The sequence below is a fragment of the Bryocella sp. genome (assembly GCF_058498515.1).
The window spans coordinates 23,496-40,918 of the sequence record NZ_JBMHYI010000025.1 but is presented as its reverse complement, the minus strand read 5'-3'; the positions used below and the strand labels follow the sequence as shown (position 1 = coordinate 40,918).

The 17,423-nt window shown below is 62.9% G+C and carries 17 protein-coding genes; 6 read left to right on the top strand and 11 right to left on the bottom strand.

The genetic code is table 11. The features are described 5' to 3' along the window. Positions 1 to 7: 7 nt before the first annotated feature. Entirely contained in the window at positions 8 to 1,093 is a 1,086-nt protein-coding gene (locus tag AC5E6W_RS08265; protein WP_491751803.1) for a hypothetical protein, read from the bottom strand. A 78-nt stretch (positions 1,094 to 1,171) separates the two neighbouring features. Between AC5E6W_RS08265 and murD the strand changes: the two genes are divergently transcribed. The 4 genes from murD to murG all read left to right on the top strand — a co-directional run bounded on the left by murD (position 1,172) and on the right by murG (position 5,665). Continuing rightward, complete coding sequence (murD, locus tag AC5E6W_RS08260; protein ID WP_491751825.1) at positions 1,172 to 2,533, top strand: UDP-N-acetylmuramoyl-L-alanine--D-glutamate ligase; 1,362 nt, start codon at positions 1,172 to 1,174, stop codon at positions 2,531 to 2,533. A gap of 65 nt (positions 2,534 to 2,598) precedes the next feature. Beyond that, complete coding sequence (ftsW, locus tag AC5E6W_RS08255) at positions 2,599 to 3,693, top strand: putative lipid II flippase FtsW (RefSeq protein ID WP_491751802.1); 1,095 nt, start codon at positions 2,599 to 2,601, stop codon at positions 3,691 to 3,693. A gap of 70 nt (positions 3,694 to 3,763) precedes the next feature. Beyond that, positions 3,764 to 4,462 carry an NIPSNAP family protein gene (locus tag AC5E6W_RS08250; protein ID WP_491751801.1) on the top strand — a complete coding sequence of 233 codons (699 nt, stop codon included), beginning with the start codon at positions 3,764 to 3,766 and terminating at the stop codon, positions 4,460 to 4,462. 105 nt (positions 4,463 to 4,567) lie between these two features. Continuing rightward, a complete protein-coding gene (gene murG / locus AC5E6W_RS08245) occupies positions 4,568 to 5,665 on the top strand; it encodes an undecaprenyldiphospho-muramoylpentapeptide beta-N-acetylglucosaminyltransferase (RefSeq protein WP_491751800.1) in 1,098 nt (365 codons plus the stop codon). Between the two features lie 118 nt (positions 5,666 to 5,783). On the opposite strand, the gene AC5E6W_RS08240 is transcribed toward murG, so the two are convergent. After that, positions 5,784 to 6,980: a YXWGXW repeat-containing protein gene (locus AC5E6W_RS08240; protein WP_491751799.1), complete on the bottom strand. Its 1,197-nt coding sequence runs from the start codon at positions 6,978 to 6,980 to the stop codon at positions 5,784 to 5,786. 265 nt (positions 6,981 to 7,245) lie between these two features. Here AC5E6W_RS08240 and murC point away from each other — a divergent pair, with 265 nt between their 5' ends. Next, positions 7,246 to 8,655, top strand: a complete 1,410-nt coding sequence (gene murC, locus AC5E6W_RS08235) for a UDP-N-acetylmuramate--L-alanine ligase (RefSeq protein WP_491751824.1) — start codon at positions 7,246 to 7,248, stop codon at positions 8,653 to 8,655. Positions 8,656 to 8,739: 84 nt separating this feature from the next. Here murC and AC5E6W_RS08230 read toward each other — a convergent pair whose 3' ends face one another. The 8 genes from AC5E6W_RS08230 to AC5E6W_RS08195 all read right to left on the bottom strand — a co-directional run bounded on the left by AC5E6W_RS08230 (position 8,740) and on the right by AC5E6W_RS08195 (position 15,050). Beyond that, positions 8,740 to 9,426: a class I SAM-dependent methyltransferase gene (locus AC5E6W_RS08230; protein WP_491751798.1), complete on the bottom strand. Its 687-nt coding sequence runs from the start codon at positions 9,424 to 9,426 to the stop codon at positions 8,740 to 8,742. A 176-nt stretch (positions 9,427 to 9,602) separates the two neighbouring features. Then, a complete protein-coding gene (locus tag AC5E6W_RS08225; protein WP_491751797.1) occupies positions 9,603 to 10,568 on the bottom strand; it encodes an Fpg/Nei family DNA glycosylase in 966 nt (321 codons plus the stop codon). A 3-nt stretch (positions 10,569 to 10,571) separates the two neighbouring features. After that, positions 10,572 to 11,021 carry a hypothetical protein gene (locus tag AC5E6W_RS08220; RefSeq protein ID WP_491751796.1) on the bottom strand — a complete coding sequence of 150 codons (450 nt, stop codon included), beginning with the start codon at positions 11,019 to 11,021 and terminating at the stop codon, positions 10,572 to 10,574. Between the two features lie 113 nt (positions 11,022 to 11,134). Continuing rightward, positions 11,135 to 11,341 carry a hypothetical protein gene (locus AC5E6W_RS08215; RefSeq protein WP_491751795.1) on the bottom strand — a complete coding sequence of 69 codons (207 nt, stop codon included), beginning with the start codon at positions 11,339 to 11,341 and terminating at the stop codon, positions 11,135 to 11,137. Between the two features lie 65 nt (positions 11,342 to 11,406). After that, entirely contained in the window at positions 11,407 to 11,811 is a 405-nt protein-coding gene (locus AC5E6W_RS08210) for a hypothetical protein (protein WP_491751794.1), read from the bottom strand. A 145-nt stretch (positions 11,812 to 11,956) separates the two neighbouring features. Then, on the bottom strand, positions 11,957 to 12,952 hold the full coding sequence (locus AC5E6W_RS08205) for a carotenoid biosynthesis protein (RefSeq protein ID WP_491751793.1): 996 nt from the start codon (positions 12,950 to 12,952) through the stop codon (positions 11,957 to 11,959). 32 nt (positions 12,953 to 12,984) lie between these two features. After that, entirely contained in the window at positions 12,985 to 13,410 is a 426-nt protein-coding gene (locus AC5E6W_RS08200; protein WP_491751792.1) for an NIPSNAP family protein, read from the bottom strand. A gap of 53 nt (positions 13,411 to 13,463) precedes the next feature. Continuing rightward, a complete protein-coding gene (locus AC5E6W_RS08195; RefSeq protein ID WP_491751791.1) occupies positions 13,464 to 15,050 on the bottom strand; it encodes a sigma 54-interacting transcriptional regulator in 1,587 nt (528 codons plus the stop codon). A 364-nt stretch (positions 15,051 to 15,414) separates the two neighbouring features. Between AC5E6W_RS08195 and AC5E6W_RS08190 the strand changes: the two genes are divergently transcribed. Further along, positions 15,415 to 16,524 carry a mechanosensitive ion channel family protein gene (locus AC5E6W_RS08190; protein ID WP_491751790.1) on the top strand — a complete coding sequence of 370 codons (1,110 nt, stop codon included), beginning with the start codon at positions 15,415 to 15,417 and terminating at the stop codon, positions 16,522 to 16,524. 7 nt (positions 16,525 to 16,531) lie between these two features. Here the strand turns inward: AC5E6W_RS08190 and AC5E6W_RS08185 are convergent, their stop codons facing one another. Beyond that, on the bottom strand, positions 16,532 to 17,371 hold the full coding sequence (locus AC5E6W_RS08185) for a hypothetical protein (RefSeq protein ID WP_491751789.1): 840 nt from the start codon (positions 17,369 to 17,371) through the stop codon (positions 16,532 to 16,534). Between the last annotated feature and the right edge of the window lie 52 nt (positions 17,372 to 17,423).

Below are 17,423 nucleotides of genomic sequence, written 5' to 3'. Positions count from 1 at the left end.
TCGCGCTCTATGGCTTCCTGCCTATACATATTTTGAGACTTTCATTTCCTGGTTCGGGATCGAGCAATCCGTATGCGACATTGTGCTCCTCCGAAGGCGATATGCTTGAGCCGATCACTTGGTACAGGGAGACGGCCGCTCGAAGAGTCAATGACGACGATGAGATCGGTTTTGAGCTGAGTTCCGATTGTGATTCTTTTTCGGTGAGATGTATACCCACCCCGGTATCCAAGCAGGATGGGACGTTCTCGCGCTTGCCGCCGGGCTCGAAAACGGTTTGCATGGTTGGAATTCCAAGATTTATCCCAGCTGGTTGCTGGCGAATCCATCCCGCCTCTTTCAGTACTGCGGCTATTACCACCGAAAATTTATTTGATTCATCATCCATGAATGCATCGAGGGTGAAGACCGTCCCTCTGTACGGCTTGAGCGCATCTATGAGTTCCTTCGTTCGGACAAGGGATCGCGGCGTCTTGATTGCGCTCAATTTCTCTTCCGCCGCAGCCTCTCGCTGGGTGGAATCCGCCAGCCTCTGCTCTGCATTCGCCAGCTTGGATACTGCGTTAGCCGCTTCCTGCTTTGCGGAGGCGATGCCACGGGCGTACGAGTCCGCTTCACGGTGGGCCGCTCTTGCATTAGCGATGGCTTCGCCAGATGAAGCAATCGCTGTCCTGGAAGCCGCTTCTGCTTGCGTTGCGGCCCTTGCGGACGCATCTGCTGAGATCCTTAAGTCTCCAACCGTGAGTATGGCGTCTGTCAATCGACTTTCTGTATCGGAAAGAACGGCCTCATTTATCGATCGGATGAGCCCTTCATATTCGGAGCCGAGGTGCTCGAATGTAAGCTCTCCAGCGACCCCCAGAACAACGAACAAGAGGCCAACACTGGAAAACATCTTGATGCTTCTTTCGAATCGAGTCGGAAACAGTTTCGGCCAAAGCTCATGCATCACCTCCGGAACTTCCATAGCACAACCAATCACGACTGCCAAAGTTGACCAAAAACCCGCTGTAGCGAAGCCGTCTCTAATGGAGTCAAGGTCAGACAGCGTCGCGTTATCAAGCAGCCGCAAAAATGTGGGGTCGATGAGCATAGGCTTTCAGGGTTCGGGAATGGCAAGGCCAGATTCTAGGCGGTAAGTATATCGGGTAGGCTGTTAGGCATGGCAGCGATCGACGTGAAGAACAAGCGGGTGCTGGTGGTGGGACTGGGGGCGAGCGGCCTGGCCGCGGCTCACTTCCTGAAGGCGCGTGGGGCGAAGGTGACGGTCAGCGATTCGCGGCCGGCGACGCTGATCACCGAGCTGCCGACGCTACTGGACGAAGGCTTCATGATCGAGACGGGAGGCCACGGGCTGCTGACGTTTCGGCGGCAGGAGCTGATTGTGGTGTCGCCGGGTGTGCCGCAGACGGTGCCGGAGCTGAAGCAGGTGCGGGCGCTGGGAGCGCACATTATCGGCGAGCTGGAGCTGGGTGTGGAGTTCCTGCAGGGCGAGGTGATTGCGGTTACCGGGTCGAATGGCAAGACGACCACGACGACGCTGATCGGGGAGATTCTGAAGGCTTCGGGTAAGCCGACGCTGGTGGGCGGGAACATTGGGCGGCCGGTGACGGCGATGGTGGACGAGAGCACGCCGGAGACCTGGAGCGTGCTGGAGGTCTCGAGCTTTCAGCTGGAGACGGTGGAGAGCTTCAAGCCGCGGATTGCGTTGGTGCTGAACATTACGCCGGACCATCTGGATCGGCATGGAACGTTCGAGGCGTACTGGGCGGCGAAGGCTCGGATTGCGGAGTTCCAGGATGCGGATGATTTCCTGATCCTGAATGCGGAGGATGTGGAGACGCAGAAGGTCGCGGCAAAGACCAAAGCGCAGATCTATTGGTTCAGCGCGAAGCGGCAGATCAAACAGGGGGCGTTCGCGTATGGCGAGAGCATCCTGTTTGTCGGGCAGGAGGGCAAGGCTCCGGAGCCGGTGATGCCGCTGAGCGAGATTCCGCTGGCGGGCAAGCACAATGTGGAGAACGTGCTGGCGGCGGTGTGTGCGGCGAAGCTGGCAGGTGTTTCGAGCGAGGTGATTCGCGAGGCGGTGCAGGGCTTCAAGGCGGTGGAGCACCGGCTGGAGTTTGTGCGTGAGCTGGAGGGTGTGCGGTACTACAACGATTCGAAGGCGACCAATGTGGACGCGACGATGAAGGCGCTGGAGTCGTTTGCGGGCGGGATCTGGCTGATTCTTGGCGGCAAGGATAAGGATTCGGACTACACGTTGCTGGCTCCGCTGATCAAGGAGCGGGTGAAGACGGTTATCACCATTGGTTCGGCGGCGGAAAAGATTGAGCGCCAGCTGGCGGGGATCGCGAAGATAGAGAGTGCCGGGACGATGGACCGCGCGCTGAGCTATGCGCGCGAGCACGCGACGGCGGGAGACACGGTGCTGCTGGCGCCGGCGTGCGCAAGCTTCGACCAGTTCAAGAACTACGAGGAACGCGGTCGGGTGTTCAAGGAGCTGGTTGGGGAGCTAGGGCCAAGGGGCTAGGGTCAAGGGCCAAGCGGGCCGCCAGCGATTGCGCCGATTCTTTGGAAGCTGAAGCAGGGTGTTGAATGGCGAAGCGGGTCGGCGCGGACAAGTGGTTATTCGGAACGGTGTTGCTGCTGGTGCTGTTCGGGCTGGTGAGCGTGTTCTCGGCTTCGGCGGTGATGGCCCAGGCGACGATGGGCTCGCCGTATGCGTTTGTGCTGAAGCAGGCGGCGTATGTTGCGGTGGGCATGGGCATCCTGTTCGTGCTGATGCGCGTGGACTACCGCAGGTACAACAACCCCAGGATCATCTTTCCGGTGATGGCGATTACGGGAACCCTGCTGCTGTCGGTGTTCTTCATGCATGGCATGAATGGAGCGCATCGCTGGGTGCGTTTTGCGGGTGGGTTCACGCTGGAGCCTAGTGAACTGGCGAAGCCGGTGACGGTGTTGTTCCTCGCATGGTGGCTGCAGACGCGGCTGCACTCGATCGACAATGTGAAGGACACGGTGCTGCCGGCGGTGCTGCCGCCGCTGGTGTTCATCGTGCTGATCTTGAAGGAGCCGGACCTGGGAACCGCGCTGGTGTGCGCCGCGGTGATGATGCTGATGCTGTACCTGGCGGGCATGCAGATGAAGTGGATCGGCGTGGCGGTGGCGTGCGCTGCTCCGGTGCTGTACTGGATGCTGTTCCATGTGGCGTTCCGGCGGGCGCGCATGCTGGTGTTTCTCAATCCGGAGGCGGACCCGAAGGGCGCGGGGTTTCATATTCTGCAGTCGCTGATTGCGGTGGGCTCGGGTGGGATCCGCGGGCGTGGGTTGATGGAGGGCGTGCAGAAGCTGTTCTACCTTCCGGAGCCGCATACGGACTTTATCTTCGCGAACATCTGCGAGGAGCTGGGGCTGATCGGCGGGCTGTGCGTGCTGGCGGCCTTCTGCATCCTGGGCTACCGTGGACTGCGGACGGCGTTCCTGTCGCGGGATCCGTTTGCGCGTTTCCTGGCGTTCGGGCTGACGTCGGTGCTGCTGGTGCAGGCGTTCTTCAACATGAGCGTGGTGCTGGCGCTGCTGCCGACGAAGGGCATTCCGCTGCCGTTTATCTCGTCGGGCGGAACGAGTGTGCTGGTGACGCTGGCTACGATGGGCGTGCTGCTGAACGTGACGCGCGAAGTGGAGTAAGGCTGTGCAGAGGCGAGAGTTTGTGATGTCGGCGCTGGCGGGCTTGGGGACAGTGCGGGGACAGGCGGCCTTGGCGACGCAAGAATTTTACCAGCTGCGGAAGTACAGCCTGCGTACCGGGCCACAGCTTGCATTGATGCAGACGTACTTTGAGAAGGCGCTGATTCCGGCGCTCAATCGGCTGAAGATGTCGCCGGTGGGAGCGTTCAAGCTGGATATCGGGCCGGAGACGCCGACGTACTATGTGCTGATTCCAGGGACATCGGCGGAGGCGCTGGCGAGGCTGGATGTGGAGCTCGAAGCGGATGCGGAGTATGTGAAGGCGGCGGCGGGATTTCGGGATGCTCCGGCTGCGGCTCCGGCGTTCGATCGGGAAGAGCGCACGTTGCTTGCAGCGTTTTCGGGATGGCCGAAGTTGGTTGCGCCGAAGAAGCAGAAGCGGATCTTTCAGATGCGCACGTATGAGAGCCCGAGCCAGGCGGCACATCTGCATAAGGTGCAGATGTTCAATGACGCAGAGATCAAGATCTTTACGCGGACGGGGCTGACTCCGGTGTTCTTCGCGGACACGATGGTGGGGACTCGAATGCCGAGCCTGACGTACATGCTGACGTTTTCGAGCGTAGCGGAGCTGATGGCAAGCTGGGCCGCGTTCTCGGCTGATCCGGAGTGGAAAGAGCTGTCGCACCGGCCGGGGAATACGGATCCGGAGATTGTGAGCCACATCTCTAACTTGTATCTGAGCCCATTGGATTGCTCGCAGATTTAGGGATCAGCGTGCAGCAGGACGAGGCAGGATGCTGTTGAGCGATGAGCTTTGAGGTGTTGAGTTATGAGGGCTTGCCGTCGGGTATGAACAGCTAGGATGAATGGGATGAAGGCGAGTCCTTTACGGGTGATGATCGCGGGTGGCGGCACAGGTGGGCATGTGATCCCGGCGCTGGCGATTGGGCGAGAGCTGCGGGATCGGCATGGGGCCGAGGTGATTTACGTCGGCACGGCGCGGGGCGTGGAGACCAAGCTGGTGCCGGAGGCGGGGTTCCGGCTGGAGCTGGTGCGGAGCGGGCAGCTGAAGAATGTTTCGCTGGCCACACGGCTGAAGACGATGACGGACCTGCCGCGGGGCATCCTGCACTGCATGGGGTTGATTGGGAGCTTCCGTCCGCAGGTGGTGGTGGGCGTGGGCGGTTATGCGAGCGGGCCGGCGATGATTGCGGCTGTGCTGCGGCGGGTGCCGACGCTGGCGTATGAGCCGAATGCTGTGCCGGGATTCACCAATCGCGTGCTGGGCAAGCGGGTGAGCGCGGCAGCGGTGAATTTTCCGCAGACGGCGAGCTTCTTTCGCAATGCCCAGGTGACGGGCGTACCAGTGCGGCCGGAGATCTTTGCGGTGACGGCGAAGACTGCGGGGTCGGCTCCGGGATTACTGGTGACGGCGGGCAGCAATGGGGCGCAGGTGTTCAACGAGACGATGCCGAAGATTGCGACGCGCTTGTTGGAGGCGGTGCCGGGGCTGATGATCGTGCACCAGTCGGGGCCGAGGCAGCTGGAAGCGACGCAGACTGCTTATGCGACGAGTGGGGCGGACCCCGCTCGGTGGAGCGTTGCGGCGTTTCTGACGGATATGCCGGCACAGTATCAGGCGGCGGATGTGGTGTTGGCGCGTGCGGGCAGCACGGTGGCGGAGCTAGCGGCGGCTGGGAAGCCCAGCGTGCTGGTGCCGCTGCCGACGGCGGCGGACGATCATCAGCGCAAGAACGCGGAGCTACTGGTGCAGGCGGGGGCGGCGGAGATGCTGCTGCAGAAGGATGTCACGGAAGAGTCTTTGCTTGGGGCGCTGGTGGGGCTGTTGGGTGATGCTCCGCGGCGCGAGGCGATGTCGGCGGCAGCGCGAGCGATGGCGAAGCCTGGAGCATTGCCGAGGATTGCGGCGATGGTGTTGGAGCTTGGTGGGAGCAGCGCTGCGCGTTAGCGCTTCGCGGTAAGCGACTTCGCCGTTAGCGCGCTGCGCGCGTTAGGGTAGGGCAAAAGAGAAAGGGCTGAGGTGGTTGACCTCAGCCCTTTGTGTTTTTGTTCGGTAAAGCGACAGCTTAGTGGTGTCCACCACCACCGCCGTGCGATCCGCCGCCGCCACCGCCGTGAGGGGCTCCGCCACCGCCTCCGCCGCTGGGACGGCCGCCGCCACCACCGCCCGAGTAGCTCGGACGAGCGCCGCCGCTGCCGCCGCCGGAAAAGCTGGGGCGAGCTCCGCCAGAGAAGTTCTGGCGACCTCCGCCGGGCTGTCCGCCCTGGAAGTTGCCCTGAGGACGGGCACCGCCCTGGAAGTTACCGCCGGGACGGCCGTAGCTGCTTCCACCTTGGACGCCGCCGGGGCGAGCGGCCGAGTTAGGAGCTCCACCACGGTAGCCGGAGGTCGCGCCGCCGCGGAAGTTGCCTTCATTGCCGCGGCCAGCGAAGCCGACAGGGCGTCCGCCTGCTCCGACGCGGGCGAAGCCGGCGCCGCCGCCGTGGAAGCTTCCACCAAAGCCGGCGTATGTGTGGTTGAAGTAGTGGCCGCCGAAGCCGGGGCCGAAGTGGCCGTAGGCGCGGTTGTACCAGAAGTGGCCGCCGTTCCAGTAGCCACCAAAGAAGCCGAGGCCGAAGTAACCGAAGCCGTAGTTGATGCCGCCGTAGTAGCCGACCCGGAAGCCCCAGTAGCCGGGATACCAGCCGTAGAAGCCGTCATTCCAACCCCAGTAGCCAGGGGTCCAGAGGCCGCCGGCGTAGGGAGGAAGGACCCAGGCGCCATTGACCCAGTAGTAGCCGTTCGGGCCCCAGGCCCAGTAGCCGGGCGTCCAGAGATAGCCGTCGCCGGGGCAGGGGGGCTGGTACTGGTCCGCCGGAATGGCCGGAGGAGCGTACTGCGCGGTGACCTGCGGGGCCGTGACGGGATTCATCTGGTTGGGATCGTAGTTGTCGGGATACTCGGGATCGGTGTAGCCCTGACCCTGATCCTGATTGGCGTACGCGCCGTTGGGGTCCCCATACGGGGGCTGTTGCGGCGCATATTGCTGCTGTTGCTGCTGGGGAGCGTACTGCTGCTGTTGCGCGTACTGGGACTGGCCCTGGTTGGGATCGTACTGCTGGACCTGTTGCTGAGGCTGATAGCCCTGCTGTTGCTGCGGAGCGTACTGCTGCGGAGCGGCGTAGGGGGCCTGACCAAAGGCAGCCTGGACGGGAGCAGCAGCAAGGGCTGCAACCGCAGCGGCTGCAAGAAAGGTGTTTCGCGTTGCGCGTGGCGTGATCATGCGATCATCCCTTCCCGGCCGACCTTCGGTTTGCTGCACCACCCGCAGCTGCGAGGTGTGGCCCGGGAGTTGAGCCCGGGAGTCTAATTGCTCCCCGGCGTTCAGTGGATTAGACACTGGTGCTGCTGTATTTGTTGCGCCAAAGTGAAGAGCTTTGATCGTCGTTCGCAAGGGTTGCTTCCACAGCATCTTGGACGGGAAAGGATACCTTAGAGGAATCCAAGTTGAAGGAGCCAGACCGCAGATGAATCTGCCAGAGCATGCGATGTTCGCGCCGGCCCAGCGCGTGCACTTTATCGGAATCGGTGGGATTGGAATGAGCGGGATCGCGGAGATCCTGCTGACGATGGGCTACAGCGTCTCGGGCTCCGACCTGAAGGCCAGCCCGGCGACGGAGCGGCTGAAGGGGCTGGGGGCGACGATCTTTATCGGCCACGAGGGGCGGAACTCGGCGGCGAGCGATGTCGTGGTGACCAGCTCGGCAGTGGCGCGGGACAACCCGGAGGTGCTGGAGGCGCGGCTGCGGAAGATTCCGGTGATCCAGCGCGCGGAGATGCTGGCCGAGCTGATGCGGCTGAAGTACGGCATCGCAATCGCCGGGATGCACGGCAAGACCACAACGACCAGCATGGTGGCGGCGGTGCTGGCGGGCGGAGGGTTGGACGCGACGGTGGTGGTGGGCGGCCGCGTGGATGCGATGGGGTCGAATGCGCGGCTTGGCACCAGCAAGTACCTTGTGGCCGAGGCGGACGAGAGCGATCGCAGCTTTCTGAAGCTGTCGCCGATTCTTTCGGTGGTGACGAACCTGGATCGCGAACACATGGATACGTACGCGGATATGGCGGACGTGGAGAGCGCGTTCCTGGAGTTCATGAACAAGGTGCCGTTCTATGGCGCGGTGACGGCGTGTATCGACAACCCGCGGCTGAAGGCGATTCTGCCGCGCGTGACGCGGCGCGTGTACACGTACGGCGAAAGCGCGGAGGCGGATTTCCGGCTGCGCGTGCTGCCGATGGCGTCGCAGGTGAGTGCTGAGGCTCCGCTGGGGTCGCAGGCGGTGTCGCGGTTCGAGGTGAACACGCTGGGGCTGGTGCTGGGGCCGTTCGACCTGCATGTTCCGGGCAAGCACAATGTGCTGAACGCGACGGCTGCGGTAGCGATCGGCGTGCAGGTGGGCATTGCGCCGGGGCAGATTGCGGAGGGGCTGAAGAGCTTCCGTGGTGTGGATCGGCGGTTCCAGGTGAAGGGCGTGGTCAACGGCATCACGGTCGTCGACGACTATGGCCATCATCCGACGGAGATCAAGGCGACGCTGGAGGCGGCTCGGCAGTGCGGCTACGGCCGTGTGCTGGTGCTGTTCCAGCCGCATCGTTATACGCGCACGCGCGACCTGATGGATGAGTTTGCGAATGCCTTTGGCGATGCCGATGCGGTGAAGGTGCTCGACATCTATGCGGCGAGCGAAGAGCCTATCGAGGGCATTACGGGCGAGAGGCTGGCGGATGTAATTCGCGAGGTGAATGGCGGGCGCGTGTACTACACGCCGACCATGCAGGAGGCGGTGGAGCGGCTGGCGCAGGATGCTCGGCCGGGGGACCTGGTGATGACGCTGGGCGCTGGGAGTGTGTCGCAGGCGGGGCCGATGCTGCTGGAGAAGCTGCAGGCTGGTATGTAACCAGGGGGCGTTGTATGTGGGACGTTCTACGTTGTACGGGAAGGCCCGGTTCGTACGACGTAAGAAGGTAGAACAGAGAACAAGTCAGTGTGATTTGTTCTCTGGCCGAACGCCAGCGAGTACAGCGAAGCGGTGGTCTTTGAACCAGCAGTCGACGTCGAGGAAGCCTGCGTCGCGCATCCACTGCATCTGGTCCTCGGTGGAGGCGTTGCGATCTTCTGCCTGGCGGTAGAGCGAGTCGGCGATTTGCTGCTCCGTCGCTCCGGCGGCGCGTACCTGCTCGAGCCAGAGGCGCTTGTAGACCTCTTCGAGATGCGGCGTAGGGCCAGCGACCTGATCGGCGTTGATGAAGATGCCGCTGGGCTTGAGCGCGGTGACGAGGCGCGCGAAGAGCTTGCGCTTGGTTTCGTGCTCGAGGTGATGAATGGAGAGCGCGGAGACGATAGCGTCCCAATTTTCGCCGAGCGGCGCGGTAGTGTAGTCCGCGATCTCGAAGGTGACCCTGTTGTCGCCGGCGAGGCGTGCGCGGGCGCGGTCGAGCATGGGCTCGGAGAAGTCGAGGAGATGGACGTGAGCTGCGGGGTGATGGCGGCGGACGAGCTCGGCAAGAATGCCTGAGCCTGCACCTAGGTCGAGGATGCGGGTTGCGTCCGTCGGGATGAGCTCCACGGCGCGGGCGTAGAAGGTATCGTTACAGGGAATCAGTTTGGCGCGGTCCGCATCGTAGGTTGCGGCGGTGGTGTCGAAGAGCTCCTTCGTCAGCGTCATCATGGCATCAGCGTAGATCGCGGCGGCATGTGCTGTCGCCCGGAATAAGCAATATTCATGCGGGGATTCGCGAGGACGTTGCGCCTGATGGAGCCATAAGGCTCGCGCGTGTCTACTTCGGCGCAAAGCTTCCAGCTTGGCCGGATCGCTTCTTACGGAGAGTTTCCAGCTCGGCTTGATTACTTCTCACGAAGAGCTTCCAGCTCTTCGAGGGTTCGTGGCCAGTCGGAGCCGAGGAGGCGGGAGAGCGAGCGGTCGGCGAGGACTTTGCCTTCGGTCTGGCAGGTGGGGCAGTAGTTGGTTTCGTTGTCGGCGAAGCGGATGCGCTGGACAGGTGAGCCGCAGCGCGGGCAAGGAAGGTTGTAGCGACCGTGGACGGCCATGTCGGGGCGGAAGGCGGTGACTTTTTCGGGGAAGGCCTTTTCGGCTTCAGCGTTGAAGCGGGCGATCCAGGTAGTGAGGGTTTCGCGGGTAGCGTTGTAGAGGCGCTGCCATTGCTCGTCGGTGAGTTTGCGGGTCTGGAGGATGGGAGAAAGGTGTGCGGCCCAGAGGATCTCGTCGGAGTAGGCGTTGCCGATGCCGGAGAGAATGCGTGGATCGGTGAGGGCTCGCTTGAGGGTGCGGTTTTCCTGTGTGAGCGCGGCTTTGAAGGCATCGAGCGTGAGGGCGAAGACATCGAGGCCGCCGGGATCGAGGTCATGCAGTGCGACCTCACCGCGCACGGCATACAGCGAGGCTCGGCGCTTCGAGCCGGCTTCGGTGAGGGTGAGTGTGCCGTTGGGGAAGTCGAAGGCAGCGAGGTTGCCTTTGGTCGCGACCTTGGGGCGGGGCTTCTTTGGAGACAGCTCGTGCCAGTGCAGGCGGCCGGCGATCATGAGGTGAAGGACTAAGAACAAGGGCTCAGGGTCAAGGGCCAAGGGTTCAGAAGGCGCAGCGGTGGCGGGTTCAGAGCCAGGGAATTCGAAGACGATGCGTTTGCCGATGCGGCGGAGGGCTTTGACGGGCTTGCCTTCGAAGGTGGTGAGTGGGGGATCGACGGTGCGGAGCAGGAAGGGTGAGGCGATGCGGATCGATTCGAGCGGCTGGCCGAGGACGCGTGTGGAGAGCGCGGTGAGATAGGCCGTGATGTCGGGGAGCTCGGGCATGGGTTAGAGCGTGAGGATGGCCAGGACGATGAGCGTGGTGAGGGTGAGGGTGTGCAGGATGATGTGCAGCGTGTTGATGCGGATTCCGTTGCGTGCGGGAAGGAAGGCGTGGGTGGCGCTGAACATGCGCTCATAGCTGGCGACGCGCTCCGGCTTCGCGCCCTTGAACCATGGGATCCACCAGGCTTCGAGCTCGCCGATGAAGAGAAGGACGTAGGCGATCCAGAGAAACATGAAGAGCCAGTGCGGCCAGTGGCGGTGAAGGAAATGAACGGAGCAGCCGAGCGCGATGGCGAAGGGCAGCGTGCTGATGATGGAGCCGAGGAGGACTTTGGAGGTGGGATGCTCGGAGCGGACGGCGGCGGGATTGCTGAGCGGGCCGAGGGGGATCCAGTCGTGCAGCAGGAGGAACGCAACGTGGAAGATCTGCAGCGCGAGCAGGAGAGTGAGCATGGTGGGAAGTGTACTGGCGGCGGGGTTTCCTGTTGCAGGAAAGTGCAGTTATGCGCGATGGGGTTCCCTGGTGGTTGCAGGATCAGGTGGATTTGTTGAGGTTGAGGGTTGCCTTAGTTGTCGAGGTTGTTCAGGTTGTTGCGTCCGGTGGCGGCGTACCAGAGGCAGCGGGCTGCCAGATAGCCGAGGCCAGCCATGGCTATCGAGCCGTAGATGTCGAAGAAGCCGACGAACTCCCAGATGCCGACGATCAGTCCTATGGAAGCGATTCCGCAGAGGAACTGCAGCCAGCGGCTAAAGGTGTCTTCCGGACCCCACATGGGTGCTGATTCTAAATGCGAGGCGAGTTTGGTGGATCGTGTCGAAGGGTTGGATCGCAACTGAGCTATTGGAGCTCGACGATTTTCTGGTCGGGAGTTGCAGGGTCCCAGCGGACGAAGCATTGCTTGCCTTTGAGGGCAGTGGCTTCGGCTTGTGCGTCTTTGCCGGGCTTCGGAGATTCCGACAGCGGTAGCCAGTCCTTGTGGGGTGCGCCGTTCACGGTGTAACTGGCGAGGATGTCGGTTTCATAGAGTGGCTTACTGCCGTATTGCAACGCGAAGCGAGCGATGGGGCGGAGGCGGGTGTCTTCGGCGACTGCGGGGGAAGTTGTCCACGAGGTTTGTTTGTGGCGATTGAAGGCGTGCTCTTCGTAGAGGAAGAAGATGATGCAGAGTAGGGCAATGACCGGCGGCGTCCAGATGCGGACGTAGGAGGTCCAGCTGCGGCGGGGCCTGCGATAGCGGGGCATAGGGGCGATTGTATTAGGCTGTATCGACAAATTCCGCGCGCCATGTATCGGAAGGAAGCAGGTTTCTCCACTACGCGGGGCGATGAAGCTACCCCGCTTCGGTCGAAATGACACATCTTGGGTGGGGTGGATTATGTCGATACAACTAGGCGGACGCGGATTCGCTTACGGAAGAGAACTCGTGCTCTGCTGCGAGCAGGTCTTTGTGTCTCAGCGGAACGAGATGCAGCAAGAGGCCCGCGACGCCGTTCAGCAGGGAGGCGAGAGTCATCCAGCGGTTTTCGCGGAAGAAGCCGAAGACCAGGAACAGCATGAGGAAGAAGGCGTGGAAGTAGGCGGGAGCGAAGGTGGCGAGCAGAGGGGTGGAGCGGCGGGGCTTGGGCCTGCGTAGCCAGCCGATGATAGCCGTCACGAGCAGAAGCGCAGTGAAGATGCCGAAGCGGCGTGCGGAGTTGATGGCGAGATGCCTCGCGAGATAGCCGTAGATCCAGCCTTCGTTGACGGTGAGCACGGCCTGCGAGGCGATGAGTGCGAGGATGGCGACGAGTGGGAACTGCCAGGTGGCGATCTTCGTGTGATGGGCGCGATCGCTGCGGATGATGAGGCGCTCGAACCAGCGGCTGAAAAACGAGTAGCAGAAGACGACGGTGATCCAGCCGACGAAGTTGCCGTAGGGGATGCCGAACCACTGCATGGTGAGTGGGTTGTACTGTGAGGGCCAGTACCAGTGCCACATGTGGAGGCGGTAGGCGACGACGTCGAGGGAGAGATCGATGTTGAGCGCGAGCAGGGTATCCAGCGCGGCGGCGGATTGCCAGGGCAGGCGCAGAGCGTCACTGAAGAGGCGCGAGACGTACATGATCACGGCCCAGTCGCAGCCGATGCAGAGTGGGATGTTGAATGGAGCGTGGCCGAGCATGAGCCAGAAGCGGCCATAGGTGTAGCTGTGCGAGAGCACTTCGAGGTACTCGAGCAGAAGGCCGAAGGCGAGGCCGCCGAAGATGTAGGAGAGCGAGCCGATGCGGCCGCGGCGGATGGCGTGCACCAGGCACAGCGCGAGCATCGCGTAGCTGGAAAGCTCGAACGCGGGAAAGACCCACGCGGGCGCGGGGCCGTAGGGAAGGCCGGGGAAGGGCGGCATTGCGGATAGTGTAACCGGGGCGCGGTTTGTGCTCAGGCCATGGTGGAGGGGCGGCCCAGAGTGGCCGCGACGCCTTCGACGAAGTTGCGCTCCTCGCGCAGGATGCACTTGCGCTCCTGGGCGAAGGCGATGTTCTTCTTCGCTTCGGGATCGGCGCGAAGACGCTTCTTGTAGGCCTCGTAGCTCGCAAGCGAGTCGAAGCCGATAAGCGCCCAGCCGATGTCGGTGGTGCCTTCATAAGGCAGGAAGTAGCCGATGAGGTTACCGCCGAGGCGCGGGATGATGGGACCCCACGCGACCGCATATTGCGCGAAGGCCTCGCGCTGGAACGGGTCGATCTGATAGCGGATGAGGCAGACGACGTTCATGCTGGTCTCCGGCAACGCCGCTGCGAATCCTGGCATACGCGCGGTGAGCGCGAGCGCGGGGAGTGCAGAGAGAACTTCGCGGCGATTCATGCCGACCATCGTACAAGGAGCGTGCATGCGAATCGCGAGGCGTGTGCGGAAGGCTAGTTGAAGCCGCGGCGGGTGCGGTTGAAGGCTTTTTCGGCGAGGGCTTCTTTTTCGCGTTCGCGGGTGCGTTCGCCGAAGTTGGCGGCTTCTTCGGCGCGGCGGCGTTTGTCGCCGGCGGAGAAGGTGCGGGCCTCGGAGCGGGAGATCTTCTTGTGCGCGGTCATGCCTTCGAGGAGGAACTCGGCGGCGGAGACGGCGACCTCGACCGGCGTACGCGAGGTGACCTTCAGCGGGGTGAGCTTGTCGAAGAGGCCCTGGATCTGCTGGAGCGAGTCGAAGACGGTCTGCGCGGGCTGCTTGTCGTTGAGTTCGACGGCGCCGCCGAGGTTGAACCACTGTTCGATCTGCTGGGTGTTGGTGTCGGCGAAGTAGCCGTCGTAGATCTGGGCGATGGCCTGGCGGATGATCTCGCGCACGACGATCTCGGAGCCCTTGAGCTCGCCTTCGTACTCTAGCTCGATCTTGCCGGTGATGCCGGGGAGCGCGGAGTAGATGTCGCCGACGCGGGGCACGACGAGCGATTCGCCATGCAGCAGGGCGCGGCGCTCCGCGTTGGAGAGGACGAGCTCCATGGTGGAGATGGGAAGGCGCTGTGAGACGCCGGAGCGCTTGTCGACCTTCTTGTCATCGCGGGCGATGAAGGCGATCTGCTCGACGATCTGGCGGATGAAGTGCGGGATCTCGATGCTCTCGATGGTGGGGCCGGCCTGCTTCGGCACGTCGACGTAGGAGCGGGCAGTCCAGGCTTCCTGCGAGGTGATCTCGATGGCTTCTTCGACGGACTCGGGATAGTGCGTGCGGATCTCAGAGCCGATGCGGTCTTTGAGTGGCGTAACGATCTTGCCGCGGGCGGTGTAGTCCTCGGGATTGGCGGAGAAGACGATGGCCACGTCGAGCTCGAGGCGGACGGGGTAGCCCTTAATCTGGACGTCGCCTTCCTGCATGATGTTGAAGAGCGCGACCTGAATTTTGCCGGCAAGATCGGGGACTTCGTTGATGGCGAAGATGCCGCGATTGGCGCGGGGCAGAAGGCCGTAGTGCATGGTGAGCTCGGAGCCTAGCTCGTGGCCGGAACGCGCGGCCTTGATGGGGTCGACGTCGCCGATGAGATCAGCCACGGTCACGTCGGGTGTGGCGAGTTTCTCTACGTAACGATCGTTGGGCGTGAGGTACTCGATCGGAGTGTCGTCGCCGAGGGCGGCAATGAGGTCCTTGGAGAACTTGCTCAGCGGCTTGTACGGGTTGTCGCGGAGTTCGGAGCCGGCGACGTAGGGCGTGTGGGGATCGAGCAGTGCGGTGAGCGAGCGCAGGATGCGGGACTTGGCCTGGCCGCGCAGGCCGAGCAGGATGAAGTTGTGGCGCGAGAGGACGGCGTTGACGACCTGCGGGATGACGGTGTCTTCGTACCCGACGATGCCGGGGAAGAGCGGCTGGCCGGCTCTGGGGCCATTGGGCGCGATCTCGCGCAGGCGGGCGATGAGGTTGTCGCGGAGTTCATCCTTGACGCTGCGTCCCACACGCTCCGGCGTGAATTCCGAGGTACGAAGCTGGCCGAGAGTGCGCGGGAGTTGGGTCATTGCCATGGTTCCAGTATAGATGTCGGCGGAAGAGCAAAGTTGCGGTGGGCGAGCTGCCAGATGTGGGATGTCGGATTCAAGATGCCGAATGCGCCAAGGCAAGATCCCCCAAATGGAATGTTGCGCTTGGTTCCTGAATCCGCCCACCCAATTTTTCCGGGGTCAGATGTGGGGCGCCTGGCATCGTGCGGGCCTGTTTTCTGTAGAGCGATGAGGGGAACAGCGCGCCCGCTTTGCGGGCTGGAGGTTTGAGGAAAGGCTGGGTCTGGGCGCGGGCATCCTGCGAACACCTCTCTCTTCGAGATATGGGCACCCAGCATCTCTGTGCATCCAAGGGTGCAGCGGTATTGCCGCACGAAAAGGAGCACGGATGCAGCGTTTTCACTTTCACCACAGCTGGTTCTTCGTTCTGTTCCTGTTTTGTGGCGCGATGGTTGTGGTCAATGTGGTCCACTTCGTGCTGTTCCGGCTGCTCAAGCGCGAGGAGGCTGTAGGCCCGAAGTTGGGCTGGGGGTTGCAACGGTATCTTGGCGGGCCGGCGCGCGCGGTGTTCATTCTCACATGCGTGCTGATTACGCTGCCGTTTGTCCCCGATCTGCCTGCCAACCTCGAAGTCACGATTCGCCACGGCACGTTTATGGCGCTGGTTCTGGCGCTCGGGTGGTTCGCGACGGGCTGCGTGTATGTGGGGCAGGCGATCCTGCTGCGGCGCTATGACATCACGGCGAAGGACAATCGGAATGCGCGCCGTGTGCACACGCAGATGCAGGTCTTCCGGCGGATTGCGATCACGTTCGTGATTGTGCTGACGCTGGTGGCGCTGTTGTGGTCGTTCAACGATCCGCGGCTGATGCACTATGGCTCGGGGCTGCTGGCCTCAGCGGGGATCGCGTCTCTTGTCCTCGCGACGGCGGCGAAGTCTACGGCTTCGAACTTCCTTGCAGGCCTGCAGATCGCGCTCACCGAACCGATCCGCATCGACGATGTGGTAGTGGTGGCGGGCGAGTGGGCGCGCGTGGAGGAGATCACGTCGGCGTATGTGGTGCTGAAGATCTGGGACCTGCGGCGGCTGATCGTGCCGCTGAGCTGGTTCATCGAGAACCCATTTGCGAACTGGACGCGCGACAGCTCGAACATTCTTACGACTTCGTTTCTGTATCTCGACTACATGGTGCCGGTGAAGGAATTACGCGCGCAGCTCGAGGTGGTGGTGAAGGCTTCGGGCATGTGGGACAGCGTGGCAGTGGGATGCCAGGTGACGAACCTGACGGATCGCGCGATGGAAGTCCGCTGCCTGATGAGCGCCGCCGATGCGAGCACGGCGTTTAATCTGCAGTGCTACGTGCGCGAGGAGATGATGGACTGGGTGCGCGAGCACTATCCGATGGCGTTTCCGAACATGCGCTATCGGGCGATGTCGTCGGAGAATGGCACGGCGGGGCAGGAGACGTTGCCTGGGAGTGCGGTGAGAGCGGCTTAGCAGTCGGCTAGCAATTGTCTGCGCCGGCGACGCAGGGCTTGCCGGAGGGTGGTGGTGGAGTTTCGTCGACGAGCTTGTAGTCGGTGGGGACCTGCATGAGGTCGGCGGAGGGCTCGGCGCGTTCGATCTGGGTGACGGCGACGAGCTGCTCGCCGGTGCGCGGATCGTTGTGGCGGATGATGAGGTAGATGGAGAGCTCGGGTGAGTACCAATACTCGTCGGTGATGGTGACGGGCTTGCCGGTGCCGCTCTGGTCCGCGGGGACGATGCGAGTCTTGCGGGTGCCGGTGAGGGTGACGCCACCGAGGTTCTGCTCGCCGAGTGAGGTTGTTGTGACGCCCGGGAACTTTGGCTGTTCGTCGGGTGGCCGCATATTGGCCGGCGTCACCGGAGGCCGGCGCAGCACACTCTGGCGCGCGATGTGGGTCGCTGTGTCGGTGAAGATGCTCTCGCGGGTGTTGGGATCGTAGAGGTGCGCTGAGATGAGCCGCGGCATGCCGTTGAAGGTTGCGGGGACCAGCCTGCGGCGCTCATTACGGATGCGGCCTGAGGAGGAACGAGCGACGCGATTTTCAGTCTTGACGACGCGCTCGGTGCCATCAGGCATGGCCTGGTGCGAGACGATCTCGACGGTTGCGGTGAAGGGCGCGTTGGGGATGGGTGTGACGAAGATGCCGTCGATGTGGACCTGCACGCCGCGGTAGTCGCGGGGCATGGGAGGCCGTGGTGCTGCGGACGCGGGGGCTTGCGCGTCGAGCTGTGCGTTGAGCTGGCCGAAGCTCTGGGCGCAGGCGAAGGGCGAGGCAAACAGCGCTGGGGCCAGCAGGATTGCGGCGCAACGGAGCATGGCAGGGTGACCTCGACGACAGCATAACTCGGAACATTGCGCCTGTCAGGCC

What these genes read in the sequence shown, in the direction of transcription:
- AC5E6W_RS08265 (WP_491751803.1), bottom strand. Translation starts at nt 1,093, where the DNA reads ATGCTCATCGACCCCACATTTTTGCGGCTGCTTGATAACGCGACGCTG.
- ftsW (WP_491751802.1), top strand. Translation starts at nt 2,599, where the DNA reads ATGGCGAAGCGGGTCGGCGCGGACAAGTGGTTATTCGGAACGGTGTTG.
- murG (WP_491751800.1), top strand. Translation starts at nt 4,568, where the DNA reads ATGAAGGCGAGTCCTTTACGGGTGATGATCGCGGGTGGCGGCACAGGT.
- AC5E6W_RS08240 (WP_491751799.1), bottom strand. Translation starts at nt 6,980, where the DNA reads ATGATCACGCCACGCGCAACGCGAAACACCTTTCTTGCAGCCGCTGCG.
- murC (WP_491751824.1), top strand. Translation starts at nt 7,246, where the DNA reads ATGTTCGCGCCGGCCCAGCGCGTGCACTTTATCGGAATCGGTGGGATT.
- AC5E6W_RS08230 (WP_491751798.1), bottom strand. Translation starts at nt 9,426, where the DNA reads ATGATGACGCTGACGAAGGAGCTCTTCGACACCACCGCCGCAACCTAC.
- AC5E6W_RS08225 (WP_491751797.1), bottom strand. Translation starts at nt 10,568, where the DNA reads ATGCCCGAGCTCCCCGACATCACGGCCTATCTCACCGCGCTCTCCACA.
- AC5E6W_RS08220 (WP_491751796.1), bottom strand. Translation starts at nt 11,021, where the DNA reads ATGCTCACTCTCCTGCTCGCGCTGCAGATCTTCCACGTTGCGTTCCTC.
- AC5E6W_RS08215 (WP_491751795.1), bottom strand. Translation starts at nt 11,341, where the DNA reads ATGTGGGGTCCGGAAGACACCTTTAGCCGCTGGCTGCAGTTCCTCTGC.
- AC5E6W_RS08210 (WP_491751794.1), bottom strand. Translation starts at nt 11,811, where the DNA reads ATGCCCCGCTATCGCAGGCCCCGCCGCAGCTGGACCTCCTACGTCCGC.
- AC5E6W_RS08205 (WP_491751793.1), bottom strand. Translation starts at nt 12,952, where the DNA reads ATGCCGCCCTTCCCCGGCCTTCCCTACGGCCCCGCGCCCGCGTGGGTC.
- AC5E6W_RS08200 (WP_491751792.1), bottom strand. Translation starts at nt 13,410, where the DNA reads ATGAATCGCCGCGAAGTTCTCTCTGCACTCCCCGCGCTCGCGCTCACC.
- AC5E6W_RS08195 (WP_491751791.1), bottom strand. Translation starts at nt 15,050, where the DNA reads ATGGCAATGACCCAACTCCCGCGCACTCTCGGCCAGCTTCGTACCTCG.
- AC5E6W_RS08190 (WP_491751790.1), top strand. Translation starts at nt 15,415, where the DNA reads ATGCAGCGTTTTCACTTTCACCACAGCTGGTTCTTCGTTCTGTTCCTG.
- AC5E6W_RS08185 (WP_491751789.1), bottom strand. Translation starts at nt 17,371, where the DNA reads ATGCTCCGTTGCGCCGCAATCCTGCTGGCCCCAGCGCTGTTTGCCTCG.